Genomic DNA, 23,856 nt, shown 5'->3' with positions numbered 1-23,856 from the left:
TTAGGTGGATCATCAAAGTAGGAGCACAGCATGTCGCAGGTTAAGCGTAAGTTAATGCATCGCCGCGTTATCGAGTCCTATGGTTATCTACGAGAAGATGGTTTCTGGGACATTGAAGCGACGATGCAAGATATCAAGCCTTATGACGTTAACCGTGAATTTGATGGGGAGGTGGTGCCAGAAGGTAGTCCTTTCCACGATATTACGGTTTGTTTAACATTAGACGACACCTTTTTAATTAAAGAGGTGTCTGTTTCAATGGATTCTTTTCCCTTTCCCAATTGTGGTGGTGCCGCACCTAGCTTCGAAATATTGAAAGGAACTCGTATTGAGGCTGGATGGAGTCGTTGGATAAAGCAGACTTTTAGTGGGAAAGTCGGTTGCACCCATGTATTAGAATTATTGCCGGTAGTAGCAACCACTGCTTTCCAAACCATGTGGCAGCCTTTGGGGAAAAAATACCCTCAGCATGTCCCCGCAGCACTCATTAAGTTAGTCAACAGTTGTCATGGTTGGTCAGAAGATGGCCCTATGGTTCGTAAATTAGTTGAAGAGCAAGTGTTGCATTTACCTTTAAAGGAGAGTCAGTAATGAGTGATTTTGTTACTGAAAGTATTGAGTCTGGTGTGCAAATTTTGTGCTTGGACCGAGTTGAAAAGAAAAACGCGATTACATTAGATATGTATCAGGCATTAACGAATGCATTACGTCGAGCAGAGCTTAATTCCGACATAAAGGTGACCTTGATTCATGGCGCTGGAAGTGATTTCTCTTCGGGTAATGACATTAATGAATTTGTGCAGATTGCTCAAACGCCAGAGAAAATGGAAGCCATTATGGCTTTTTTACAAGTGCTGAGCAGTTATAAAAAGCCACTTATAGCAGGAGTGGAAGGGAGAGCTGTTGGTGTTGGTGCGACTATGTTGTTGCATTGTGATTTGGTACTTGCCTCTCGTGAAGCACGATTGCAGTTTCCTTTTGTGCAATTAGGACTGGTACCCGAAGCAGCGTCTAGCCATTTATTACCTCAGTTAGTGGGCCATCAAAAAGCCTTTGAGATACTTGTCCTAGGTGAGGTTGTAGACGGTACACAGGCTTATGAGTTAGGGCTTATTAACCACATATGTGAAGAAGGTGAAGCCTACAAAGTAGCATTGCGTTATGCGGAAAAAACAGCAGCGCTCCCCGTTGAAGCGGTAGCATTAAGTAAAGATCTATTAAAGTATCGAGCGCAGGATGACGTACAAATGGCTTTAATGCGAGAAGGCAGAATTTTCAAAGATCGGTTGCGTTCAACGGAAGCACATCAAGCCTTCATGGCATTTTTATCCCGTAATAAATAGTATTCCCCTTTGCTCTCTTAGGAGAAATATATAAAGAACAAAAGGTGATCTTGCCACTAGGGAGGGTCATTTTTATTTCTTAACCTTTCTTACATAGTATCTTTTTGCCTTCTAATTACTGTTCCTCTTTTTTGTCCCTTTTTACGTCCAATCTTTTTCTTCAATTCGTACTAAACTCAAGAAGCATTATGTCTGTTATTGTTTGTTTCTTGAGACTGTTTTGCTTTAACGGATTAATGTGTGATTATTTTTGTCAGTTAACTGGCGCTTTTTTGTTATTGATGAAAATCATTCCCAAACTACTATAGAGGTTAAGTAAAGAGTTCTATTGATAAGGAATATCTGCATGATCTCGACCAAAAAAATATCCTTGGTTGAATGCATCAAACAGGATTGAAAAATAAATACGAGGGGCTTATGAAAATCTTAGTATCTGTAAAGCGAGTCATCGACTACAACGTCAAAGTTCGCGTCAAATCCGACCAATCAGCGGTCGATCTTACCAATGTCAAAATGTCCATGAACCCTTTCTGTGAAATTGCCGTGGAAGAAGCTATACGCCTAAAAGAAAAAGGCGTCGCTTCTGAAGTTGTTGCGGTCTCCGTTGGTTCAAAATCTTGTCAAGAAACACTACGTACTGCTATGGCACTTGGTGCTGATCGCGCGATTCAGGTGGAAGCCGAAGATGGCTTGGATTCTTTATCGGTTGCAAAACTAATCGCAAAGGTGGCACAAGAAGAAGCCGCTGATTTGGTGATTATGGGTAAGCAAGCGATCGATTCTGATAATAATCAGACAGGTCAAATGGTTGCTGCGCTATTGGATTACCCTCAAGCAACTTTTGCGTCAGAAATTGTGATCGAAAACGGTGAAGCACAAGTTACTCGTGAGATTGATGGTGGTTTGCAAACTTTGGCGATTACCTTGCCAGCGGTTGTTACTACAGATCTTCGTCTCAACGAGCCTCGTTTTGCTTCTCTGCCAAATATTATGAAAGCGAAGAAAAAGCCATTGGATGTAAAAACATCTGCCGACCTAGGTGTGGAAGTTGGGTCTAATGTCAGCATCGTTTCCGTTACACCACCGCCGCAGCGTGCTGGTGGTATTAAAGTTGGCTCTGTTGCTGAGTTAGTCGACAAACTTAAAAATGAAGCGAAGGTGGTGTCATGAGCGTTTTAATCATTGCAGAACACGATAATAAATCTCTAAAGCCTGCGACGTTAAATACAGTTACCGCAGCCACACAAATTGACGCTGATGTTCATGTACTGGTTGTCGGCTTTGAGTGCCAAACCGTTGTTGAACAAGCATCACAAGTAGCTGGTGTTAGCAAAGTATTGGTGGCTGATAACGCTGCTTATGAACATCAGCTGGCTGAAAATGTGTCTAAATTGGTGGTGGAAATCGCCGGAAACTATGGTCACATTTTAGCACCTGCAACGACTACTGGTAAAAATACTCTACCGCGTGTGGCCGCATTATTGAATGTGGCGCAGCTATCTGATGTGATCAAAGTGGAATCAGCAGATACGTTTGTTCGTCCTATCTACGCAGGTAACGCTATTGCGACGGTAAAAACAACGGATCCAGTAAAAGTATTGACCGTTCGTGCTACAGGTTTTGATGCCGCTGCGAGTACGGGAGGCAGCGCAGAACGCCAGGTACTTTCTCAAGTAATTGCATCTGATCGTAGTCGTTTTGTGAAAGAGCAATTAGCTGAATCTGATCGTCCTGAATTGACTGCTGCTAATGTGATCATCTCTGGCGGACGAGGTATGGGCAATGGCGATAATTTCAAATTGTTGGAAGGTATTGCTGACAAACTGGGTGCAGCCATTGGTGCTTCACGTGCTGCTGTTGATGCGGGCTTTGTACCAAACGATTTACAAGTAGGGCAAACAGGTAAAACGGTTGCTCCAGATCTGTACATCGCGGTTGGTATTTCTGGTGCGATTCAGCATTTGGCGGGGATGAAAGATTCAAAAGTGATTGTTGCCATCAACAAAGATGAAGATGCGCCTATCTTCCAAGTGGCAGATTATGGCTTGGTCGCAGACTTATTTGATGCCGTACCTGAGCTAGAAAAAAGCCTATAACTGTTCGTAGAAACTATGTTGTTAGTGTTTCTTGAAAGAGAGGTGCAAACAGCGTTTAAGTATCAGATGACGGTGAAAAAATCCCACCGTCATCATAATAAAAATAATTGGAGACCAGCATGATTTTCGAAGGACAAGCAATCAAGGTTGCAGTCGATGATGCCAGCGTGGCAACTGTCACTCTGGACTTGGTCGGCGAGTCGGTTAATAAATTCAACAGTGTAACCTTGAATGAATTGGCCGAAGCCGTTAATGCCCTTAAACACATTGACGATTTGCAAGGGGTTATTTTTGCAAGTGCGAAAGACGTATTTGTGGTTGGTGCTGACATAACTGAGTTCACCTCTTGGTTCAAACTTGAAGAAGAGGATTTAAGCGATAAGCTCCGTCATGCTCATAACATCTTCAACGACATTTCTAATTTATGTTGCCCAACAGTTGCTGCTATTAATGGCATTGCGCTTGGTGGCGGTATGGAATTGGCTTTGGCGTGTGATTATCGTGTTATGGCCACGACAGCAAAAATTGGTTTGCCGGAAACTCAGCTGGGCATTTACCCAGGTTGGGGTGGTACCGTTCGTCTTCCTCGTCTGATCGGTGCGGACAATGCCTGTGAATGGATTTGTGGTGGTGCTCAGAAACGCAGTGAAGACGCTTTTAAAGATGGTGCAGTTGATGCGGTTGTTCCTGCTGCGAAAGTGAACGAGTCCGCACGCCATCTTATTCAACAAGTGTTGGATGGTAAGCTAGATTATCATGCTCGTCGTGATGAATTACGCGCACCAATGATATTTACTCCTATTGAAAAAATGATGGTCTTCGAATCAGTCCGCGGTGTCGTTGGTGCCAAAGCGGGTAAGCATTATCCTGCGCCAATGGCGGCGATTAAAACCATTGAAAAAGGCATTAGCCAAGAGATGGAAAAAGCCCTTGATACAGAAATCAAAGGTTTTATCAAACTTGCCAAAGGCCCCGTGGCGAAATCTTTGGTTAACTTGTTTTTAAGCGATCAACAAATTAAGAAAACTGCAAGCAAATACGCGAAAAATGCGACGCCTGTGAAACAAGCCGCTGTATTAGGGGCTGGCATCATGGGTGGTGGTGTTGCCTATCAATCCGCATCAAAAGGCACACCGATCATCATGAAAGATATCCGCCCTGAAGCCCTAGAATTAGGCTTGAGTGAGGCGAATAAACTGTTCAATGGCCAAGTAGAGCGTGGACGCTTAACGACTGAAAAAGCGTTTAAAGCGATGAACGCAATTGTTCCAGCTTTGAGCTATGGCGAATTTGATCACGTTGACCTTGTGGTTGAAGCCGTTGTTGAAAACGTCAAAATCAAAAAATCAGTATTGGCTGAAGTAGAAAGTAAAATTGCCGATGACGCTATTTTGACCTCTAACACGTCAACCATCTCTATTACTGAATTGGCAAAAGATCTGAAACGCCCAGAAAATTTCTGTGGTATGCATTTCTTTAACCCAGTCCATCGTATGCCTTTAGTTGAAGTTATTCGCGGTGAAAAAACCAGCGATGCGGCTATCGCTAAAACCGTTGCTTATGCCCAAGCGATGGGTAAAACACCGGTTGTGGTAAATGACTGCCCTGGATTCTTGGTAAACCGCGTATTGTTCCCTTATTTCGCTGGTTTTTCTTTGATGATGCAAGAAGGCGCGGATTTCCAAGTGGTTGATAAAACCATGGAGAAATTTGGCTGGCCGATGGGGCCTGCGTATTTGCTTGACGTAGTAGGTGTGGATACCGCATTCCATGCAGACCAAGTAATGGCTGAAGGCTTCCCAGATCGCATGAAGCATGAAGGCAAAAATGCCATAGATCGTTTGTTCGAACTAGAACGTTTTGGTCAGAAAAATGGCAAAGGTTTTTATACCTATGAGCCAGATCGTAAGGGCAAGCCGAAGAAAATTTTCAATGCTGAAATTAATGATTTGTTAGCGCCAGTCATTACGTCTAATTCTGAGTTAACAGAAGACGATATTGTCGCTCGAATGATGATTCCACTTTGTATTGAAACAGTTCGCTGTTTAGAGGAAAACATTGTTTCTTCTGCTGCAGAAGCGGATATGGGACTTATTTATGGTATTGGTTTCCCTCCATACCTTGGCGGTGCTTTGCACTACTTAGACCAAATGGGACTGCAGGCATTTTGTGATCTTGCAGACAAATACAGCCACTTAGGTAAGTTGTACGAGCCAACCGCAAAAATGCGTGACATGGCGAAGAACAACGAAACTTACTACGGCGCATAACTTCCCATAGGCTAGAGGAGAATTTCCATGAAACTGAATCCAAATGATGTCGTCATTATCGACGCTGTTCGCTCACCAATGGGTAAAACGAAAAATGGCGTGTTCCGAAATGTACGTGCAGAAAATTTATCGGCGGCACTAGTAAAAGAATTATTCAAACGTAACCCAAATGTGGATCAGAAAGACGTAGAAGACTTGATTTGGGGTTGTGTAAACCAAACCCTTGAGCAAGGTTTTAATATGGCGCGCGCAGTGTCTTTATTGGCTGGCTTGCCAATTACCACGGCGGCGCAAACTGTGAACCGCCTATGTGGCTCATCTATGTCAGCGATCCATACAGCGGCTCAAGCTATTATGACAGGCCAAGGTGATGTGTTTGTTGTTGGTGGTGTCGAGCACATGGGGCACGTCAATATGATGCACGGCGTAGATGTTAACCCTGCATTGTCTAAACATATGGCGAAAGCGTCCATGATGATGGGTGTTACAGCTGAAATGTTAGGCAAAATGCATGGCGTGAGCCGTGAAGACCAAGACGCTTTTGCTGTGCGTTCTCATCGCCTTGCGCATGAAGCGACGTTACAAGGCCGTTTCGATAATGAACTCGTTTCTATTGAAGGTCATGATGCCGACGGTAATAAGATCCTAGTGGAAGTGGACGAAGTGATTCGCCCAGAAACCTCTATGGAATCTTTGGCTGGGCTGAAGCCTGTGTTTATGCCAAAAGTCGGTACGGTAACAGCGGGAACATCTTCAGCTTTGTCTGATGGTGCATCAGCTATGTTGATGATGTCTGCGAAAAAAGCTGAAGAACTTGGCTTAACGCCTATTGCCAAAGTACGTAGCATGGCGGTGGCGGGTTGTGATCCTGCGATTATGGGCTACGGACCTGTGCCTGCGACTAAGAAAGCGCTTAAACGTGCTGGTTTGACTATTGCAGATATCGAGATTGTAGAGTTAAATGAAGCCTTTGCAGCTCAGTCTATTCCAGTGCTGAAAGATCTTGGCTTGCTTGATCAGGTTGACGATAAAGTGAACTTGAATGGTGGTGCGATTGCTCTTGGTCATCCGCTTGGCTGTTCAGGTACGCGGATTTCAACGACCTTGCTAAATGTGATGCGTGAAAAAGACGCAACCGTTGGCCTTGCTACTATGTGTATTGGCATGGGGCAGGGGATTGCGACTGTCTTTGAACGCGTGTAGATAGCGTTCAAGTACGCTCGTGACATCGTTTAAGGGCTTTAATTAGTCTGAAATTATAATCTCTGTCTTTAGCCTCGCCATGTGCGGGGCTTTTTTTGCTCTGGTGTTTTTTATAATCTTGCCTGATGATAAGAACTATTAAATGGCGATAACTAAATAAGGATTGCTTTGTGAAAATAGCTGTATTGGATGATTATCAAAATAGCGTTAAAGACTTGGCGTGCTTTGATGTATTAAAGGGCCATGATGCACATGTTTTTAATGAAACCTTTCTTAGTGTTGAAGATTTGGTGGTCAATTTAAAAGATTTTGAGGCGTTGGTTTTGATACGCGAACGTACGGTTATTTCTGAAGACTTGCTCGCTAATTTGCCCAATTTAAAGCTGATTAGCCAAACAGGGAAAATCAGTAATCATATTGATGCCAAGCTTTGCCATAAATACGGTGTGGCTGTGGCAGAAGGTATTGGTTCACCGGTTGCTCCGTCCGAGTTGTGTTGGGGCTTGATTATGTCGGCAAGTCGACATATTCCCGAATATGTTTCTCAATTTTCACAAGGTCATTGGCAACAATCTGGAGCCCTAGGACTTGGCCGTGTATTAAGTGGATCGGTTTTGGGGATTTGGGGATACGGTAAAATCGGCCAACGTATCGCGCAATATGCGAAAGCCTTTGGTATGAAGGTGCAGGTTTGGGGTAGTGAAAGCTCCAGAGCGTTAGCGCAGGAGCATGGCTTTTCTGCAGCTGAATCTAAGGAGGATTTTTTTCAAACCGTGGATATTATTACTTTGCATTTGCGACTCAATGACGCAACTAAAGCCATTGTGACGCAAGCGGATTTGGCCTTGATGAAAGCGGATTCTTTGTTGGTAAATACTAGCCGTGCTGAGCTTATCGAAAGTGGTGCCCTGTATGCAGAAATGCTGGCTAACCCGAGTAAACGAGCGGCTGTTGATGTATTTGAAAGCGAGCCTGCTACAGTTGAGAATGAGCCTTTGTTGTCTTTGCCAAATGTGCTCTGCACACCGCATATTGGGTACGTTGAAAAAGCCAGTTATGAGATTTACTTCAAAATTGCTTTCGAAAATGTTGTGGCTTTTGCTGATGGTAAAGCGGAAAATTTGGTAGTAATTTCATAAATTTAAGCTCGATTAATGCTATCATTTCATTTGTTATTGGCCTGTTTGTTTAGGTACATTTTTAATCAACTGAAGTAATGAGTCATCATTACTTCAATGGATATTTTAAATCACATAGGATGTTTCATATGAAGATTTTCTCATCTGCACTGCTTGTTGCTGTGCCTGCCGTACTTTTTTCTAACCTGCTCGTTGCTCAAGAAACTTCTGAAGCACCTGTATGCGATGTAAAAGATATAACGTCTTTTTCTTACATGGAAAACCTTCCACCTAATAGTGATGTAGATGTTGGGGCGATATATAAAGCAAAAACAGACGAGCTTATTGCTTTTGGTAAAGAAAATAATTTAGAAGGCTTTCAAGTCATTAGCCAAGATGCTTCTTTTAGCCCTAACTGCTGTGGTAATTATGGATCACAAGTAAACATGAATTATACTGTGAGCTATAAGCCTAGCTATGATGCTTTTAACGCTTTCCGCAAGTTTGCTGGGGTGGGTGCTGTTTCGACTTACCGCGTAGGTATGGAAAGCTGTCCAACAGAGAAATAGATTTACCATCTTGCTCTTGCTCTTGCTCTTTAATCGTTTTCGTTTTCCTTTTCGTTAAAGAGCAAGAGGCTATTTGAGCCTTAATTACCTTTCAATATCTCATCTTCTGTAGTCCTAGACCTTAAAGTTCCCCACTTCATTATTAAGTGTTTTATACAAGTCCGTGATCTGTGTGGACTGTTCATTTATTAGAATAGAGACATCTTTAACGCCATCCGTTTGTTCTTTTAGTTGGACAAGGCTTTGGTTGATTCCATCAGATAGTGCCGCTTGCTCTAGAGTCGCTTGCGCAGTTTTCGAGGCCATTTTTTGTACTTTTTCGAATGAGGTATTGAGCGAGTCAAATATGGTGATTACTGTTTCAAAATTTGACGCTGTGTTATCAGCATTGCTACGGCTATTTTGAGTAGAAATCGAGGACTCTTTTACATTCATTTTAAGTTGCTCAATGATGGTTTCTATTTCATCTGTACTCTTCTGGGTTCGAGTGGCTAAGGTTCTTACTTCATCGGCAACGACGGCGAATCCGCGACCTTGTTCGCCAGCGCGGGCGGCTTCAATGGCGGCATTTAACGCAAGTAAGTTGGTCTGCTCGGCAATGTTCCTAATCACTTCAAGAACAGATGATATATTCTCTGAGCTTTTTTCGAGCTGATCGGCTCGTTTTAATGACTCTTCAATATCACTGATAAGACTAGATATGGCTTTATGAGAAGTATTTACAGCTTGAATCCCTTGTGCCGTTAATTGGCTAGAAGTAGTGGCTTCTGTTTCGGTGTCTTTTGCTACTTCTGCCATTTGTTGATTCGATAGGTTCATTTCTTGCCCTGCACTAATCATGGATGTTGAGGCATTAACCAGCGCATGAGTAATATTGTTGGTCGTGTCGGAGGCGTTTTTTAACTCTGTTGTCATGCTGCCAAGGGCGGAGGACTGTTTATGTATATTGCTAATGATTGACCTAAGTTGCTCTACAAAACCATCAAACTCTTTGGCTAGGTCTCCGAGTTCATCTTTGGAAGTAGAGTCAATTCGTTGCGTTAAATCTCCATCACCTTCAGCGATTTCTTTAATACGGCGCCCCATATTTTCGACATTTTTGGTAATTTTCAGTGGGATGAAGTAACCAAGTAGTAAAGCAATCACAAAAGCAATAGAGGTCACTATCATGGCAAATTTTTGGTTACGGGCAATATTGTTTGCGTTGTTGCTCTCTATCTCTCTTGAATGATTTCTTACTGCTTCACCAGCTTTGTCTAACAGGCTTCGAATCGCTTCAAATTTTGCGTCTGCATTAATTATTTCTTGAGGGAGTTTGTTAGAAATTTGAGCTTCAGGAGAATTTAAATGAACTAGGCTTTCTTCAAACCATTCATCAAAAAGCACATCAAATTTACTATAAGGTTGTGTTAGCTCCGGTTCATCAATTAGATGGCCACGGTATGCTCTAAACCTTTCTAATGCCTGGGCTGCATTTATATTAAATTCTTCCTTGTTTTCTTCACTACTTCCTACATGATTAATTATTTTTTGTTGGGCCAAGCGTGCTTGATATAAGTCTCTGTCTGCATTTAATACTTCTGTTATGGCCTCTACGTAATTATTAAGCTCTTCGGCGGAGCCTATTTGATCTTTGGAGTTATGGATGTGTGTTCGTAGTAGTTCTCCTGCTTCATCGAGCATATTTCGAATAACGAGAAATTTATTATCTAAACTGATCATTTTCTCTGAAAACTGAGTGCTTCCTTTAGATGTGGAGATGAGTCTTTCACTTGAAGTAAGCCACTCATTGTAGAGCGTGTTAAAGGACTCAAAGGGGGTTAAGAGGTCTTTTGGCTCATCTTCAAGGTACTGTCTATAAAGCTGAAAACGGTCGAATACTTGTTGAGCATTATCTCTAAAATCTTCTTCGTCTGCCTCTTTAGGGCCTTCACCATCGAGCATTTTTTCCTGTGCTAATCTGGCTTGGTAAATATCTCTGTCTGCGTTTAATACTTCTGAAATTGCTTCAAAATAGTGTTCAGCCTGCAGCTTCATACTATTTTTTTGCATGTTGCTCATTAGCATCATGAAAACAAAAAGGGATATTAGAATTATTGAGAGAAAGACGATTGGTAGCATCATCTTGATGCGAATAGAGTGGATGCGCATTTGTAATCCTTTATCATTCTTTAAGATAATTAAAGTCTAGGAAAGGATGTTTATTAGCGCAAAAAAATATTGGTTACTTTTTGATCTAAATGGATTTATTTCTTCATTATGGCATTGTTTTGACTTCAAACGTTCGAAAGAGTCGAAATAGGTGGCGTATGAAGATACTTACCACCTATTTTTACGTGATTGCTTTTCGCTAATTGTTTACGTACTTATTCAGTAACCCAAGGTTGAGTGATTAGTTGAGAGGGTTTGCGCTCCATAATAATATTGCCATGGCGAACGGAAAGTAATACTTCACCCTGACGGCGCAGTACGCTGTAGTCATCATGACCTTCCAATAAGATAAAGTTCGCTGTATTGCCTACTTCAATGCCATAACCTTGTAAGCACATAGTTTTCGCGCTGTTGTCTGTGATCATATCCAGAGCGCGGGCGTAGTCCTGATATCCCATCATTTGGCAGATGTGCATGGCGTAGTCCAACGTACGAAGCAGCTTGCCATTACCGAGTGAATACCAAGGATCGAAGATCGAATCTTGTCCGAGACAGACGTTAATGTCGGCTTCGCGCAACTCTTTGACTCTCGTTACGCCGCGACGTTTCGGGTAGCTATCAAAACGACCTTGTAAGTGAATGCTTTCGGTTGGGCAGGAGATAAAGTTAATACCGGAGTTCTTCAATAATCGAAATAGCTTCGAACAGTATGCGTTGTCGTATGAATGCATTGCTGTGGTATGACTTGCAGTGACTTTAGAGCCCATATCGTGAAATAAGGCTTCGCAGGCAAGAAACTCTAAAAATCGAGAGTTTGGATCATCGATTTCATCACAATGTACGTCAATCAAGCGATCGTATTTCTTGGCAAGTTCAATGATGAGTTTGACTGATTTCTCACCCAATTCACGAGTGTATTCAAAATGTGGAATCCCGCCGACCACATCGGCACCTATTTCTAAGGCTTCTTCCATCAGCTTTAAGCCATTTGGGTAAGACAGCATGCCATCTTGTGGGAAGGCCACCACTTGTAAGTCGATTTTGTCTTCTAGCTCATCACGAAGCGCACAAAGAGTGCGAACGCCTATTAGTGTTGGGTCTGTGGTATCAGCATGAGTTCGAATGGCTTGTACACCGTTTTGTACTAATAATTCTATTGTTGATAGCGCGCGGCGTCGGATATCGGCTTCATTCAACATTGGCTTTCGTTGGCTCCAGCGCTCAATACCTTCGAATAAAGTACCGCTTTGATTCCATTCCGGTTCGCCTGCCGTTAACGCAGCATCAAGATGAATATGTGGCTCAACAAAAGGCGCACAAACTAGGTTTCCATTGGCGTCAATGGTGTCTTCTGATGCAGCTAAGGTGTCTTGTTGAATTTCAATCTTACTGAACTGGCCTTGGTCAATATAAATAGAAAACAGTTCTGGACGTTGGCGTAAACGGGCGTTAATGATATGCATAAAAACCTCAGTCATGTTGCAGATCAGGCATGTCTGCCTTTTCTTCGATGTTGTGATGATGGAACAATACTTGTTCAATAAGTAGTGCGTTTTGTAAATTGAGTCGTAAAAAAGAGTCTTGTAAAGAATAACCTAGGCGCAGCTCTATTTTATTAAGGCGGTAACTTAGAGTATTCCTGTGAAGTCCCATTGTGTCGGCCGTTTGTTGTAAATGACCAAAATGATTAAAGTAATGGTTCAGCGTGTTTTTCATTTCGAGGGTGGTTTCGTCTCGAGCAAAACATAACTCGCCAAGGTGTTGTTTACAGAATTCCGCAAGTAAACCACGATTAGGAATAGCAGCATACAAACGGGCAATGCCTAGTTGTTCGTAGAAGAAAATGCGTTGATGATGGTGTTTGACAGCGAACTGCAAGGCTTGTCTGGCTTGTTCCGTGGCATCCGATAACTTATCTAATCCTGTTTTTCGTTCGCTTACTCCAATATATATAACATGCTCCGGAAAGCGTTTTTGTAGTAAGCCTAGGATTTGTTCTAATTCCTTATAGAGTTCTGATGTGCCATTTTCACTCAAAGGCCAAATAACCAATAAGTCTTTGTCATAATTAAGGACAGGCCACTCAATTCCTCTACGTTTCAGAATGCCACCTAAATGCAGCTCTAGTTCATGGTTAACTTGCATTAACTGATAATTTTCAGTGTCTGTATTGGGATGTAGATAATTAATTCTTAATGCCAATGTGGTGAAAGGGTGGTTATCGCTAATCCCTAAATCACCAGCGCGCAAATGTATTAATTCCGGAGCCTGATCAAAACCATTGATTAACTTAGTTAAAAACAGGCGAACCGATTTTCCTAATAGGTTGTCTTGAACGATAGCGTTACTGATAACTTCAGTGACGAATACCATTTTTAGGCTATAAGGTTGTTCTAAAATAGGCAGTTGGTATTGATTGGCAAGCTCTAACACACTGTTAGGGATTTGCTGGATATACTCTTGACCAGTTAAAATAACCAATCCAGCAACATTGCTAGCGATTGCTTCTTTTACTAATTGGCAGAGGTTTCTCTCGTTACGACGGTGGTTAATTCCCGTGACAAAAACCAGCTCACCGCCACTGACCCAAGGCTGAATTGAATCGTTTTCTGCAACATAAGGCCAACGAACAATTCGTTGGCCTCCAGTTAAACCAGCCCGAAAGATGATGCTTTCCAGGCCTGGTAGGTGAGGGATGTCTGCGCAACAAATACTCATTAATTTCCTAGAACGGTGGCAGTCTGACGACGAGATAGCAAAGATAATACGCCATAACTTAATACAGCGACAAAGACGCCAACGATTGGAGGCATCACAGGCGTTGTATAAGCAGCAGCGGATGCGATGGCATAAGAGCCAAGACCAATCCAATTAAATGCGGGCAATTGAGTATCGGCTAATAATGGGTATTGGCCTTTATGACGTAACCAAAAATCTGCCATGATGACACCACCAATTGGCGGAATAAAAGTCCCTAATAGAACGAGAAAAGGAATTAAGAAGTTATACATTCCAAATACAGCCATGACGGTACCAATAGCAGCACCAGCGACAGTGATAACACGACGTTTATCGGTTCGCAGCAGGTTACATCCAGCAACGGCAAAGTTGTAAATAGTGTTGTCCTGAGTTGTCCAAATATTGAGAAACAGCATCAGCACTGCAAGCACCATAAAACCCTGTGCCAGCATCACGTCTACAATATCGGCTTGTTGATAAATTAACGTACCAAGCGCACCAGTTAACACCATTAGGCCATTGCCTAAAAAGAAAGCTCCCATAGTGGCCCAGATGGCAACTTTTCCGCTATTAGCAAATCGGCTCCAGTTTGTGGCTTGAGTAGCACCACTAACAAAGGTGCCAATGACAATCGTGATAGCGGCCGTGAAACTTAAACTTTGTGTTGGTTCAATATTCAATAAAGCCGATACACCACCAACATCGACCAAGCCTGTGTAAAGACTAATTAAGATGAAAATAAGCATGGCTGGTACGGCTATTCTGGACAAGATGTCCATACCGCGGAAGCCAATCATGGCGGTAATACAAAAAGCCATGCCGAACAAAATCATTAAAGGCGTTTGCCATGCTTCTGGGATGGCCGTTATTTTAACCAGAACAATCGCCAGTGTTGCTGTGCCCCATGCATACCAACCAATTTGCGTAAAACCAAGAATGAAATCGGCTAACTTACTGCCTATTTCACCAAAGCAAAATCGCCCCATCAATACGCTGTTTAAGCCACTTTTGTAAGCAATGAACGCTAAACAAGAAGCGTAAAGGCCAAGAAGAAAATTCCCGACTAAAATAACCAAGAGTAATTCTGAAAATGAAAACGCGGTTCCTAATGTGCCGCCAGCCCACATGGTAGCGGTAAAAAAAGTGAACCCCAGCAGGATGACTGCCATTGGCAGCAATCCTCTGCGTTTATTTTGAGGTACTTCAATTAATGGATAATCTGATTGCGTCATAGTCGTTTCCCGTAATGATTGAGATTTGTTCCTTGGCTTTTACAAGCAACTTGCGAACCAGTTCTGGGTTAATGCTATTTCTTAAATTAGTTTATGGCGAGATAACTAAGAATGCTGCCAAAAGGTTGGGCGGTTTACACAATGGCTAGTTTTAATAACCTCTAGATGCTTATTTTATACCCTTAGAGTGCACCAGTTGGTAGCAAGGAAAAGAAGAGGATGAACTAGACTATTATCTTCTTAGTTTTTATTTATTAGTTACTCACTCTTTTAAAGTTTATAACTATAGTTAATCAAGCGTTACTGAAAATAAAATGTTCTAAGCAGCAAGCAGGAGAGAGCGTTATGTCTAACGAAGGTAAATGTCCTTTTAATCACGGTGCCGCAAGTGCAAACCAATCATCTGGCCGTGGTACATCCAATAAAGACTGGTGGCCGAATCAGTTGAATTTAAATATTTTGCACCAGCATTCACTAAAATCTAACCCAATGGGCGAAGATTTTGATTACGCCACAGAATTTAATAGTTTGGATCTTGAAGCGCTTCGCCAAGATTTGTTTGCCCTGATGACAGACTCTCAAGATTGGTGGCCTGCCGATTACGGTCACTATGGTCCATTTTTCATTCGTATGGCTTGGCACAGCGCGGGTACTTATCGTACGGCCGATGGTCGTGGCGGCGCGACGTCAGGTACTCAGCGTTTTGCACCATTAAACAGCTGGCCGGATAACGTTAACTTAGACAAAGCGCGTCGTTTACTTTGGCCTATTAAACAAAAGTACGGCCGCAAGATCTCTTGGGCAGACTTGATGATCTTAGCTGGTAACTGTGCATTAGAATCCATGGGCTTCAAAACGTTCGGTTTTGCTGGTGGTCGCGTTGATGTATGGCAACCAGAAGAAGATATTTACTGGGGAACCGAGAAAACATGGCTAGATGACGAACGTTACACTGGCGATCGTGAGCTTGAAGATCCGTTAGCTGCCGTTCAAATGGGTCTCATTTATGTCAACCCAGAAGGACCCGATGGCAAACCAGATACCCTAGCTTCTGCTCGTGATATCCGTGACACTTTTGCTCGTATGGCGATGAACGACGAAGAAACGGTTGCCTTGATTGCTGGTGGTCACACTTTCGGTAAAGCTCACGGTGCAGGTGATGCGGCTCAAGTTGGCGCTGATCCAGAAGCGGCGGGTATTACTGAGCAAGGTTTTGGCTGGAACAACAGTATGGGTACGGGTAAAGGTGCTGATACGATTTCTAGTGGTCTTGAAGGTGCGTGGACGAAGAGCCCAATTGCTTGGGACAACGGTTACTTCGAAAACTTATTTGAATACGATTGGGAATTGACTAAGAGCCCAGCAGGCGCTTGGCAGTGGACTCCAAAAGGCGGCGCAGCGGCAGGTTCTGTTCCAGATGCTCACGATTCATCTAAACGTCATGCGCCAATTATGTTTACATCCGATTTGGCATTGCGTGATGATCCAATTTACGCCCCAATTTCTAAACGTTTTTATGAAAATCCAGACCAACTTGCCGATGCGTTTGCTCGTGCTTGGTACAAATTGACTCACCGTGATATGGGGCCAGTGGCTCGATACCTTGGGCCTTTGGTGCCACAAGAAGAGTTGGTGTGGCAGGATCCGATTCCAGCGGTAACATATGTATCAGTTAATGATCAAGATATCGCCGATCTAAAAGCACAAATCCAAGCGTCTGGTTTGAGTGTTGCTCAATTAGTATCGACGGCTTGGGCCTCTGCATCGACTTACCGTGGTTCAGATATGCGTGGCGGCGCCAATGGTGCTCGTATTCGTTTGGCGCCACAAAAAGATTGGGCGGTAAATCAGCCAGAACAACTTGCTAAAGTATTGTCTGTTTTAGAAGGTATTCAAACCCAGTTCAATAGCCAAAGTTCCACTAAGCAAGTTTCTATTGCTGACTTGATTGTCTTGGGTGGATCGGTTGGTGTTGAACAAGCAGCAAAAGCAGCGGGTCATAATGTGACTGTGCCATTTACGCCAGGTCGTGCGGATGCCTCTCAAGAGCAAACCGATGTGGAATCCTTTGCTTTCCTTGAGCCTGCTGCAGATGGCTTCCGTAATTACTTAAAAGGTAAATACACTGTGTCTGCTGAAGAAATGTTAGTAGACCGAGCGCAGCTGTTAACTCTTTCAGCACCAGAAATGACCGTGTTGTTAGGTGGTTTACGTGTGCTAAATGCCAATGTAGGTCAATCTCAGCATGGTGTGTTGACGAAGCAACCAGAAGCACTAAGCAATGATTTCTTTGTGAATTTATTGGATATGGGAGTCAAGTGGTTTGCTACTTCTGAAGAAGAGGAGGAGTTCCAAGGTCGTGACCGTACAACGGGTAAGATCTTATGGACTGCAACACGTTCGGATCTCGTGTTTGGTTCCAACTCTCAGCTTCGTGCTATTGCCGAGGTATATGCATGCTCTGATTCACAAGAACGTTTTGTGAAAGACTTTATTGCAGCATGGAGCAAAGTAATGGAGTTGGATCGTTTCGATCTAGCTTAATCTCTTAGTTTCGTTTATTGGTGTTACCAACACCCAACCCCGCTTCTGAAAGGAATGCGGGGTTTTTTAATGGGGCTCATTACATTGTTAAAAAAACACACCAAAAAAGTATCGTTTTATAGCCAATTAATATATTTTTACCGAAGATTACAAAAAATAGATATGATACTGACCGTATGGTGTTGATTTTTTTATCCAAATACTAAATTTAACTCCTTAATTAAGGCTGTGGTATATGAAGGTATCTCATAAGGTTGTTTTGAGTGCATCTGTCGTGGTTGTTTTGGCATTCTCACTGTATTCGTGGTTGCAATACAGTAGTCTAAGAAGTGCGCTATTGGAAAAAACGACTACTAGTACTCAAGAGAGCAGTAAAGCATTGGCTTTGCAGGTAGATAATTGGCTACAAAACAAAATAAATTTGATTGAAGTTATTGCTCAAACGGTAAACGCAGACTTTAGCCAAGAGACGATTCAAAAAGCATTTGATGCGCCTATTAATAAGCAAGAATTTTTATTATTGTTTGGTGGTTTGGATACGAATGGTAGTCGGATCACCAATGATCCTAATTGGAATCCACCTGGCTGGGATGCGCGTAAACGCCCTTGGTATAGTACTGCTCAACAGCATAAGCAAACGATTTTAACTGAGCCGTATCCTGATTCAGTAACAGGCGAAATCTTGATATCAGCCGCTGCTACTTTTCGTGATCAAGGCACTTTTAAAGGGGCGTTTGGTGGTGATATCAGCCTTAAAACAGTCTCTGCGTCAGTAAATGCACTTAACTTTAATAATACTGGCTATGCATTTTTATTGAGTAAAGATGGAAAAATCATTAGTCATCCTAATGCAAGTTTAAACGGTAAGTCGGTTTCTAGTTTACTTCAGGACGGTGTGCCAACATTAAGCACAGACTTGATAGAGAAACGGCTGGCCGACAATACTCCTGTTTATGTTTCTTTCAGTCCATTACCTAATTTGTACGGCTCAGATTGGTATGTCGGTGTAGTATTGGATGAAGATAAATTGTTCGCTAGTGTGCGAGAATTTGGTTGGATCGCTTTTTGGGGGACATTAATCGCAGCCTTACTTGTTTCTATCGTGCTGTATTTTGTTGTTACTCGTTTATTGCAGCCACTTCGCGCTTTGCATGAATCGTTAGAAGAAATTAATGGTGGGCAAGGTGATTTAACTAAGCGTCTGGCGATTACCAGTGATGATGAATTTGGTCATGTATCGGGTGAATTTAATAAATTTATTGATTATTTGCAGCGCTTAATTGGTGAAGTAAAAAATCAATCTCATCATATTCGCGAGAATACTGATAAGACTGCTGAATCTTCTGTGGAATCTTCTAAACAACTTTATACTCAGCTTAATGAACTAGATCAACTTGCGACAGCAATGCATGAAATGTCTGCCACTGCGCATGATGTTGCTGATAACGCGCAAACAGCAGCAAGTCGAGCAAATCAAGCCGACGTGGCTGCGAAAGAAGGTGAAGTCATTGTTGATCGAACGACTACTTCGATTGCTGAGCTGACTCATCAAATGGGCGATGTAGTAACAACGATTAATGAGCTAGTGGGTTACAGCGACAACATAGAGTCAATCTTAACCGTTATTACTGATATCGCTGATCAGACTAACTTGCTGGCTCTGAATGCTGCCATTGAAGCGGCCCGCGCAGGTGAGCAAGGCCGAGGCTTTGCTGTCGTTGCTGATGAAGTTCGAACTTTAGCGTCTAAAACTCAAGAGTCTACCGAACAGATTAAGAAAATGATTCAACAGTTACAAGCGGGTGTAAGAGGCGCCGAAAAAGCGATTCTGGAGAGTCGTAAAAATGCGAATAATACTCAGCAGGTTGCAGACCAAGCTAAGGTATCTTTGGAGGCAATTCGCAAGAGCATTATTGAAATCAATGAAATGACTATTCAAATTGCTGCCGCCGCTGAAGAGCAAAGTGCAACATCCAATGAGATTAACCGTAATACTACGAATATTCGTGATATTAGCCAATCTGTTTCTGATGCTGCACAAGGTCAATCTGTCCTGTGTGAAACCATGGTTGAGATTACTGTAGAACAAGCGAGATCTTTAGATAAATTTAAAGTGTAGCCGTTTCTAAGCTCTATTAAGGCGAGCCAGACATTTAGTCTTGCTCGCCTTTTTTATGCAAATTACTGCTTTTCTACAAGCACGGGTAACAAAGAAGGAAACAATATCGCGATCACTTTTTTGTCATCCAACTCTAGTATGATGATTCTTTTATCAAAAAGTCGAACCTATGAAGTTTGAAGGCTTAAAAGCAATTGCGGTTGTTGATGGAGTAAAAGGTCTACTGGCCTTATGTTTAGCCTTAAGTGTCAATGTTATCGCTAAGCAAGACCTACACCAGCTCGCGGCTCAGATAATGCAAAACTGGCCCATCTCTCCAAACAACTATTATGTTAATTTGCTGTTAACCTTCGTTGAAAAAATCATTCAGCAAGATCATGTATTAGTGATAATTATCTCTCTAATGTATGCCTGTTTTCGCTTTGTTATCGCCTATGGCTTATGGCATAAATTACGTTGGACGGAGTGGTTCGCTTTCATCAGTGGCTCACTTTATATTCCCTTTGAGCTTTATGCTATTTATCAAAATCCTAGCCATGTTAACGTTGCAGTATTGCTGTTTAATTTAATCGTTGTGGCTTACTTGTATTGGGTCCTAAAGCGAGGTGAGAAGGCATTATCGATCATGACTAAATAGAAGGTCTTTGAATGTTATGAATATTCGCCCATATGAAGAAAAAGACAGAAAAGTAGTGATTGCTCTATGGAATCAATGTGGTTTAGTGGCTCCTCAGAACGATCCTAATAAAGATATTGATCGCAAGTTGAAGGTAGATGCCGATTTGTTTCTCGTTGGAGTCGTAAACAATAGCGTGGTTGCGACGGTAATGGGGGGTTATGAAGGACATCGTGGCTGGATTAACTATTTAGCTGTTAGCCCAGACCATCAAAGAAAAGGCTACGGACAGGCGATTATGAAAGAGGTTGAATTATCAATCACAGCCAAAGGCTGTCCCAAAATAAATCTGCAAGTCCGTAATACAAATCAAACCGTCATCGAATTTTACAAAGCAATTGGTTATGGCAATGATGACGTTGTCGGCTTAGGAAAGCGCTTCGAACACGATAGCTAGTCACTCTTTGGTTTAAGCCCTTCAAACTTGTTATCGAATGCTTCTATAAAAGCGTTTTTCAATGCTTCTAAAACCGCGTCGAAGGCACTGATTTCTGGGTCATTTAGTGAGCCATTGATCTCTATTATCGTCGCGGCTTTGTCCGTATCGCTGTTGGTAAATAAACCTGTTAGTCCGCCACTTAACCCTTCCCAAGAAAGTTGGAATAGCCCATCACCATCTTCTACGGCATCTTGTTGCCAATCTAGAATATCGACTTTTTTGAATAAGGGTTTTACGTAGCCTGTTAACTCTCCATTTTCTGCTTTTAGTTCGCTGATCACTTCGCCTGTGCCTGCTCGAAAGTCAAACCCGGCATAGGCTCGGGCAAAATCATTGAGCAAAGGCAGTGAGACGGATTCTGTTTTTAAGGCGATGTTAAAATTGTCAGAGACAAAAGGATCGAACTCTGCGTTCATTTCCAAAGAGGCTGAATTAAGTAACTTTGCGTCTAGGTTTAAGCTCGCCACACGTTTACCGTCTTGTCCGCTGATATTGGTTAGGTTGGAAACGTCAGCGTGAAGATCGGTAAGTTGAATATTAACTGGAGGTTCTGATTCGAAATTGCGAAAGGCAATGTTGCCATTGTTTAAGCTGATTTTACTGATGGTAATAGGTATAAGCCCTTCGACGACGCCTTGCCAGTCGCCACCTTTGCCTGATTGGGTGTTATCTTCTTTTTCACTGTCGACAAAGTTGACCTGTGGTGAATCTAGGGAGATATCAGTAAGAATTTCGCCTTTAAACAATGCGTGCCAGCTTAATCCAATATCTATGTTGTCAGCACGAACAAAGGGCACTTTGTGTGTGCCTTTTACTTTTGAAACAGACAGCTCGTGCAGCTGATACGCACCTCGATAAAGATCTATGTCGACGTTTTCTATGTGTCCCGAATAATCGCCCATATCAGACAATTTTTGATTCACTGTATAAAGCGCCCAATAAGGTAAGTACAGCCTCAATATGATCAGAATACTTAAGATCATTACGAGAAACGTAATAGTGTTTTTCAGTCGTTCTGCTTTCATGCTAATGTCTCCTTGTTAGCATTTAGCTTAAGTGGCAGAGCGAATTTCCTCAATGAAAATCAAGGCTTTCCCATAATCCATACGCGACCTTTGCACTTATTTCGCACATTGTTTTACAAAAATCAGTCCGGCTTTATGGCTACTTTAAAGATGCAATAGATTGCTCGACTTTTTGTCTGATGTCATCGGGAAAAGGGATGGCAGATTTAGCTGCTTTGGAGAAACAAACATAGGTCACATCTGCATCAACCACAACCTCATTGGCTGGAAGCTTTATGATGGTCTGTTTCATGGTTATGCTGCGATTACCTATCTTGGTATAGTGGGTCTGTACCTCGAGAAGGTCACCAAAATTGGCTTCCGACTTGAAATTAATATTGATGTTAACAACTGGCCAAACAAAATCTTCTTTCATCCAGTCATCTCGTTCGAAAAATTCATCAAAGAAAGCCCAGCGTCCTTCTTCTATAAACTCTAAATATCGCGCGTTGTTTACATGTTGGAAAAGGTCTAGGTGATAGCCGCGTACTTTGATTTGTGTTTTGTTGAGCATGGTCACTCCCTATAAAAAAGCTCGAACGAAAAAGGTTACGATGCTTCAATCGAGAAGAAAATAACAAAATCGCTCGACTTTACTAACAGAGAAAAGGGGCGATGTGGTTAGCTTGGTCGAACCGAATGTCTCCAAACGGGTGGTGCATGGAAGGTTAAATGTTGCTTGTTACGCGCTTTGTCAGAGGCGTTTTCCAAGAGTTCTGAAATGGCATCGACCATAGCACCCAATGGTTGTGAAAAAGTGGTGAGCTGATAGCCAAGCCAACTTGCCTGTTCAATATCATCAAATCCGACAATGCAGATGTCTTCTGGAATTCGTAAACCAAACTCATTTTTAGCAACATCTATAAAACCACAGGCGATCAAATCAGTAACGCAAAAGACACCGTCAGGTCTCTCGCGTGAGGCTAATAAACGTCGTGCTGCTTCGACACCAGTTTGATAGCTAGTGGGCCCAGCTCGCAACAAGCTACATGCTTGTTTAGCATTATCGGCGGCTTGAATAAACAGTTTTTCACGAGTCAGTAAACTGGGTGATTGAATGGTTGACGAGACAACAGCAAGATTTGTGCAACCAGCTCGTAGCAACATGTGATGAGCGTCTGCCATGGCGGATTGATAGTCGATACTGATGTGATCAGTGCCTTCAAACTGTCCAGCACGGTTCACAAGGATGACTTGCTGGCCGCTCTTTACACAGGTTTCAATCAAGGTGGTTTGTGGAGTGCCGGATAACACAATAGTCGCCGATGCGCGATAATTTAACGTTTGTCTTAATGCTGCATCAGCACTGGCTTCACCACCAGAAGTATTTATTACCATCACCGCCCGGCCAGCTAATTGCAAACGCTGGGTGAGGGCATCAAGTAAGCTAGCTTGATAGGGTGCATTCAGGTTAGCACCAAGAATACAAACGGGGCGGCTTTTCTCGTTAGATAAGCCACGGGCAAGATGATTGACGTGGTAATTTAGCTCTGCAGCAGCAGCCAGTACACGTTCACGAGTGTCTTTGGAGACGCTCGCACCTTGGGTAAAGGTGCGAGAAACAGCAGACCGAGAAACGCCAGCGAGTTTGGCTACCTCTGCGGCGCTGGCGATATTTTTCGGTTGCTGGTTTTTCATGCTTTTCTCATATCCTGACCAAAGCCCGCGTCGCGCAGTACCTTTTCCATGCTGGCGGCACGTTCTGCTAGGTGAATTAAGGCGGGTTTTGGGGTTTCATACCATTCATCTGGGTGAAGCTCTCGTTTTTCCCGAATATGTGCAATGGCAGAATCCAGTGTCGGGTAACGATCTGGATATTCTAAATGCAAAAATAGGGCAACTATAGTGACGGAACGACTTCGTCCACCACGACAATTCACCAAAATATTGCCTTTTTCACGAACTTTATAGGAGGCTTTTTCAGGCAGCACCTGATCTAGAGCTGAACGCATTAAGTGATACCCCGCCAATATCATGGATTCAGGGTTTCCAGGGCCATCGATCATGCCAATTTTGTAATAACGCACAGGCGCCCAACCATGCTTTAGCAGGTGCTCCGGTGGGTTAGGCCCTTGCGAGTTTACAAGGTCAATATCTAGATTTATCGCGCAGTTAAGCACCACTTTAATATTATGTTTTTCAAGTAGTTCTGCGTCTGCCACACCAGTCGAGCCGCCAATGTAGATATCTACACCCCAGCCAGGAATATTGCTCTCAATTAGGCTCATTGGTGGGCGAGGGTAGCGCTTTTTTACTTTTTCGGTGGTCATAATTGTCTCTTTCATTGTATGGG

20 protein-coding genes are annotated in these 23,856 nt (G+C 42.7%); 12 read left to right on the top strand and 8 right to left on the bottom strand.

The genetic code is table 11. The features are described 5' to 3' along the window. The first annotated feature begins 30 nt into the window (after positions 1–30). The 8 genes from JSY38_RS03250 to JSY38_RS03215 all read left to right on the top strand — a co-directional run bounded on the left by JSY38_RS03250 (position 31) and on the right by JSY38_RS03215 (position 8,599). On the top strand, positions 31–591 hold the full coding sequence (locus JSY38_RS03250; protein ID WP_114413525.1) for a DUF2889 domain-containing protein: 561 nt from the start codon (positions 31–33) through the stop codon (positions 589–591). Continuing rightward, the gene (locus JSY38_RS03245; RefSeq protein WP_114413526.1) at positions 591–1,343 is read left to right on the top strand and encodes an enoyl-CoA hydratase-related protein; all 753 of its coding nucleotides are present in this window, start codon (positions 591–593) and stop codon (positions 1,341–1,343) included. The genes JSY38_RS03250 and JSY38_RS03245 overlap by 1 nt, the downstream gene beginning before the upstream one ends. 417 nt (positions 1,344–1,760) lie before the next feature. Then, positions 1,761–2,513, top strand: coding sequence for an electron transfer flavoprotein subunit beta/FixA family protein (locus JSY38_RS03240; protein WP_205115232.1), 753 nt, complete (start codon positions 1,761–1,763; stop codon positions 2,511–2,513). Beyond that, complete coding sequence (locus JSY38_RS03235) at positions 2,510–3,439, top strand: electron transfer flavoprotein subunit alpha/FixB family protein (RefSeq protein ID WP_205115231.1); 930 nt, start codon at positions 2,510–2,512, stop codon at positions 3,437–3,439. The genes JSY38_RS03240 and JSY38_RS03235 overlap by 4 nt, the downstream gene beginning before the upstream one ends. Positions 3,440–3,558: 119 nt before the next feature. Then, positions 3,559–5,709 (top strand): fatty acid oxidation complex subunit alpha FadB, encoded by a 2,151-nt coding sequence (fadB, locus tag JSY38_RS03230; protein WP_114413529.1) that lies wholly within the window; start codon positions 3,559–3,561, stop codon positions 5,707–5,709. Between the two features lie 27 nt (positions 5,710–5,736). Beyond that, a complete protein-coding gene (fadA, locus tag JSY38_RS03225) occupies positions 5,737–6,912 on the top strand; it encodes an acetyl-CoA C-acyltransferase FadA (RefSeq protein WP_114413530.1) in 1,176 nt (391 codons plus the stop codon). Positions 6,913–7,082: 170 nt separating this feature from the next. Continuing rightward, positions 7,083–8,051, top strand: a complete 969-nt coding sequence (locus JSY38_RS03220; protein WP_205115230.1) for a D-2-hydroxyacid dehydrogenase family protein — start codon at positions 7,083–7,085, stop codon at positions 8,049–8,051. Positions 8,052–8,179: 128 nt separating this feature from the next. After that, positions 8,180–8,599 carry a hypothetical protein gene (locus tag JSY38_RS03215; RefSeq protein WP_114413532.1) on the top strand — a complete coding sequence of 140 codons (420 nt, stop codon included), beginning with the start codon at positions 8,180–8,182 and terminating at the stop codon, positions 8,597–8,599. Between the two features lie 114 nt (positions 8,600–8,713). Here the strand turns inward: JSY38_RS03215 and JSY38_RS03210 are convergent, their stop codons facing one another. The 4 genes from JSY38_RS03210 to codB form a co-directional block, all read right to left on the bottom strand. After that, positions 8,714–10,651, bottom strand: coding sequence for a methyl-accepting chemotaxis protein (locus JSY38_RS03210; RefSeq protein ID WP_239544266.1), 1,938 nt, complete (start codon positions 10,649–10,651; stop codon positions 8,714–8,716). 314 nt (positions 10,652–10,965) lie between these two features. Further along, entirely contained in the window at positions 10,966–12,213 is a 1,248-nt protein-coding gene (gene codA / locus JSY38_RS03205; RefSeq protein ID WP_205115228.1) for a cytosine deaminase, read from the bottom strand. Positions 12,214–12,220: 7 nt separating this feature from the next. After that, on the bottom strand, positions 12,221–13,468 hold the full coding sequence (locus tag JSY38_RS03200) for a PucR family transcriptional regulator (RefSeq protein ID WP_205115227.1): 1,248 nt from the start codon (positions 13,466–13,468) through the stop codon (positions 12,221–12,223). Continuing rightward, positions 13,468–14,721 carry a cytosine permease gene (codB, locus tag JSY38_RS03195; protein WP_114412486.1) on the bottom strand — a complete coding sequence of 418 codons (1,254 nt, stop codon included), beginning with the start codon at positions 14,719–14,721 and terminating at the stop codon, positions 13,468–13,470. Before codB ends, JSY38_RS03200 begins: the two co-directional genes overlap by 1 nt. A gap of 345 nt (positions 14,722–15,066) precedes the next feature. On the opposite strand from codB, the gene katG reads away from it, so the two are divergent. The 4 genes from katG to JSY38_RS03175 all read left to right on the top strand — a co-directional run bounded on the left by katG (position 15,067) and on the right by JSY38_RS03175 (position 20,457). Continuing rightward, entirely contained in the window at positions 15,067–17,265 is a 2,199-nt protein-coding gene (gene katG / locus JSY38_RS03190) for a catalase/peroxidase HPI (protein ID WP_205115226.1), read from the top strand. Between the two features lie 235 nt (positions 17,266–17,500). Continuing rightward, complete coding sequence (locus JSY38_RS03185) at positions 17,501–19,384, top strand: methyl-accepting chemotaxis protein (protein WP_205115224.1); 1,884 nt, start codon at positions 17,501–17,503, stop codon at positions 19,382–19,384. 169 nt (positions 19,385–19,553) lie between these two features. Continuing rightward, positions 19,554–20,021: a DUF2127 domain-containing protein gene (locus JSY38_RS03180; protein WP_114412483.1), complete on the top strand. Its 468-nt coding sequence runs from the start codon at positions 19,554–19,556 to the stop codon at positions 20,019–20,021. Positions 20,022–20,037: 16 nt separating this feature from the next. Beyond that, a complete protein-coding gene (locus tag JSY38_RS03175; protein WP_205115222.1) occupies positions 20,038–20,457 on the top strand; it encodes a GNAT family acetyltransferase in 420 nt (139 codons plus the stop codon). Here the strand turns inward: JSY38_RS03175 and JSY38_RS03170 are convergent. The 4 genes from JSY38_RS03170 to JSY38_RS03155 all read right to left on the bottom strand — a co-directional run bounded on the left by JSY38_RS03170 (position 20,454) and on the right by JSY38_RS03155 (position 23,833). After that, entirely contained in the window at positions 20,454–21,524 is a 1,071-nt protein-coding gene (locus JSY38_RS03170; protein WP_205115221.1) for a DUF748 domain-containing protein, read from the bottom strand. The two genes, JSY38_RS03175 and JSY38_RS03170, sit on opposite strands and share 4 nt — an antisense overlap. A gap of 139 nt (positions 21,525–21,663) precedes the next feature. Further along, positions 21,664–22,077, bottom strand: a complete 414-nt coding sequence (locus JSY38_RS03165; RefSeq protein ID WP_205115220.1) for an acyl-CoA thioesterase — start codon at positions 22,075–22,077, stop codon at positions 21,664–21,666. A gap of 107 nt (positions 22,078–22,184) precedes the next feature. Further along, complete coding sequence (locus tag JSY38_RS03160; protein WP_205115219.1) at positions 22,185–23,201, bottom strand: LacI family DNA-binding transcriptional regulator; 1,017 nt, start codon at positions 23,199–23,201, stop codon at positions 22,185–22,187. Continuing rightward, on the bottom strand, positions 23,198–23,833 hold the full coding sequence (locus tag JSY38_RS03155) for a dual specificity protein phosphatase family protein (RefSeq protein WP_205115218.1): 636 nt from the start codon (positions 23,831–23,833) through the stop codon (positions 23,198–23,200). The genes JSY38_RS03160 and JSY38_RS03155 overlap by 4 nt, the downstream gene beginning before the upstream one ends. Positions 23,834–23,856 lie beyond the last annotated feature (23 nt).

The organism is Marinomonas foliarum (assembly GCF_016906065.1).
GTDB classification, from domain to species: domain Bacteria; phylum Pseudomonadota; class Gammaproteobacteria; order Pseudomonadales; family Marinomonadaceae; genus Marinomonas; species Marinomonas foliarum.
This window is presented reverse-complemented; position numbering and strand designations above follow the sequence as displayed.

What these genes read in the sequence shown, in the direction of transcription:
- JSY38_RS03210 (WP_239544266.1), bottom strand. Translation starts at nt 10,651, where the DNA reads ATGCAAAAAAATAGTATGAAGCTGCAGGCTGAACACTATTTTGAAGCA.
- JSY38_RS03240 (WP_205115232.1), top strand. Translation starts at nt 1,761, where the DNA reads ATGAAAATCTTAGTATCTGTAAAGCGAGTCATCGACTACAACGTCAAA.
- JSY38_RS03160 (WP_205115219.1), bottom strand. Translation starts at nt 23,201, where the DNA reads ATGAAAAACCAGCAACCGAAAAATATCGCCAGCGCCGCAGAGGTAGCC.
- JSY38_RS03170 (WP_205115221.1), bottom strand. Translation starts at nt 21,524, where the DNA reads ATGAAAGCAGAACGACTGAAAAACACTATTACGTTTCTCGTAATGATC.
- JSY38_RS03245 (WP_114413526.1), top strand. Translation starts at nt 591, where the DNA reads ATGAGTGATTTTGTTACTGAAAGTATTGAGTCTGGTGTGCAAATTTTG.
- JSY38_RS03185 (WP_205115224.1), top strand. Translation starts at nt 17,501, where the DNA reads ATGAAGGTATCTCATAAGGTTGTTTTGAGTGCATCTGTCGTGGTTGTT.
- JSY38_RS03180 (WP_114412483.1), top strand. Translation starts at nt 19,554, where the DNA reads ATGAAGTTTGAAGGCTTAAAAGCAATTGCGGTTGTTGATGGAGTAAAA.
- JSY38_RS03155 (WP_205115218.1), bottom strand. Translation starts at nt 23,833, where the DNA reads ATGACCACCGAAAAAGTAAAAAAGCGCTACCCTCGCCCACCAATGAGC.
- JSY38_RS03200 (WP_205115227.1), bottom strand. Translation starts at nt 13,468, where the DNA reads ATGAGTATTTGTTGCGCAGACATCCCTCACCTACCAGGCCTGGAAAGC.
- JSY38_RS03215 (WP_114413532.1), top strand. Translation starts at nt 8,180, where the DNA reads ATGAAGATTTTCTCATCTGCACTGCTTGTTGCTGTGCCTGCCGTACTT.
- codB (WP_114412486.1), bottom strand. Translation starts at nt 14,721, where the DNA reads ATGACGCAATCAGATTATCCATTAATTGAAGTACCTCAAAATAAACGC.
- katG (WP_205115226.1), top strand. Translation starts at nt 15,067, where the DNA reads ATGTCTAACGAAGGTAAATGTCCTTTTAATCACGGTGCCGCAAGTGCA.
- fadA (WP_114413530.1), top strand. Translation starts at nt 5,737, where the DNA reads ATGAAACTGAATCCAAATGATGTCGTCATTATCGACGCTGTTCGCTCA.
- fadB (WP_114413529.1), top strand. Translation starts at nt 3,559, where the DNA reads ATGATTTTCGAAGGACAAGCAATCAAGGTTGCAGTCGATGATGCCAGC.
- JSY38_RS03250 (WP_114413525.1), top strand. Translation starts at nt 31, where the DNA reads ATGTCGCAGGTTAAGCGTAAGTTAATGCATCGCCGCGTTATCGAGTCC.
- JSY38_RS03165 (WP_205115220.1), bottom strand. Translation starts at nt 22,077, where the DNA reads ATGCTCAACAAAACACAAATCAAAGTACGCGGCTATCACCTAGACCTT.
- JSY38_RS03235 (WP_205115231.1), top strand. Translation starts at nt 2,510, where the DNA reads ATGAGCGTTTTAATCATTGCAGAACACGATAATAAATCTCTAAAGCCT.
- JSY38_RS03175 (WP_205115222.1), top strand. Translation starts at nt 20,038, where the DNA reads ATGAATATTCGCCCATATGAAGAAAAAGACAGAAAAGTAGTGATTGCT.
- codA (WP_205115228.1), bottom strand. Translation starts at nt 12,213, where the DNA reads ATGCATATCATTAACGCCCGTTTACGCCAACGTCCAGAACTGTTTTCT.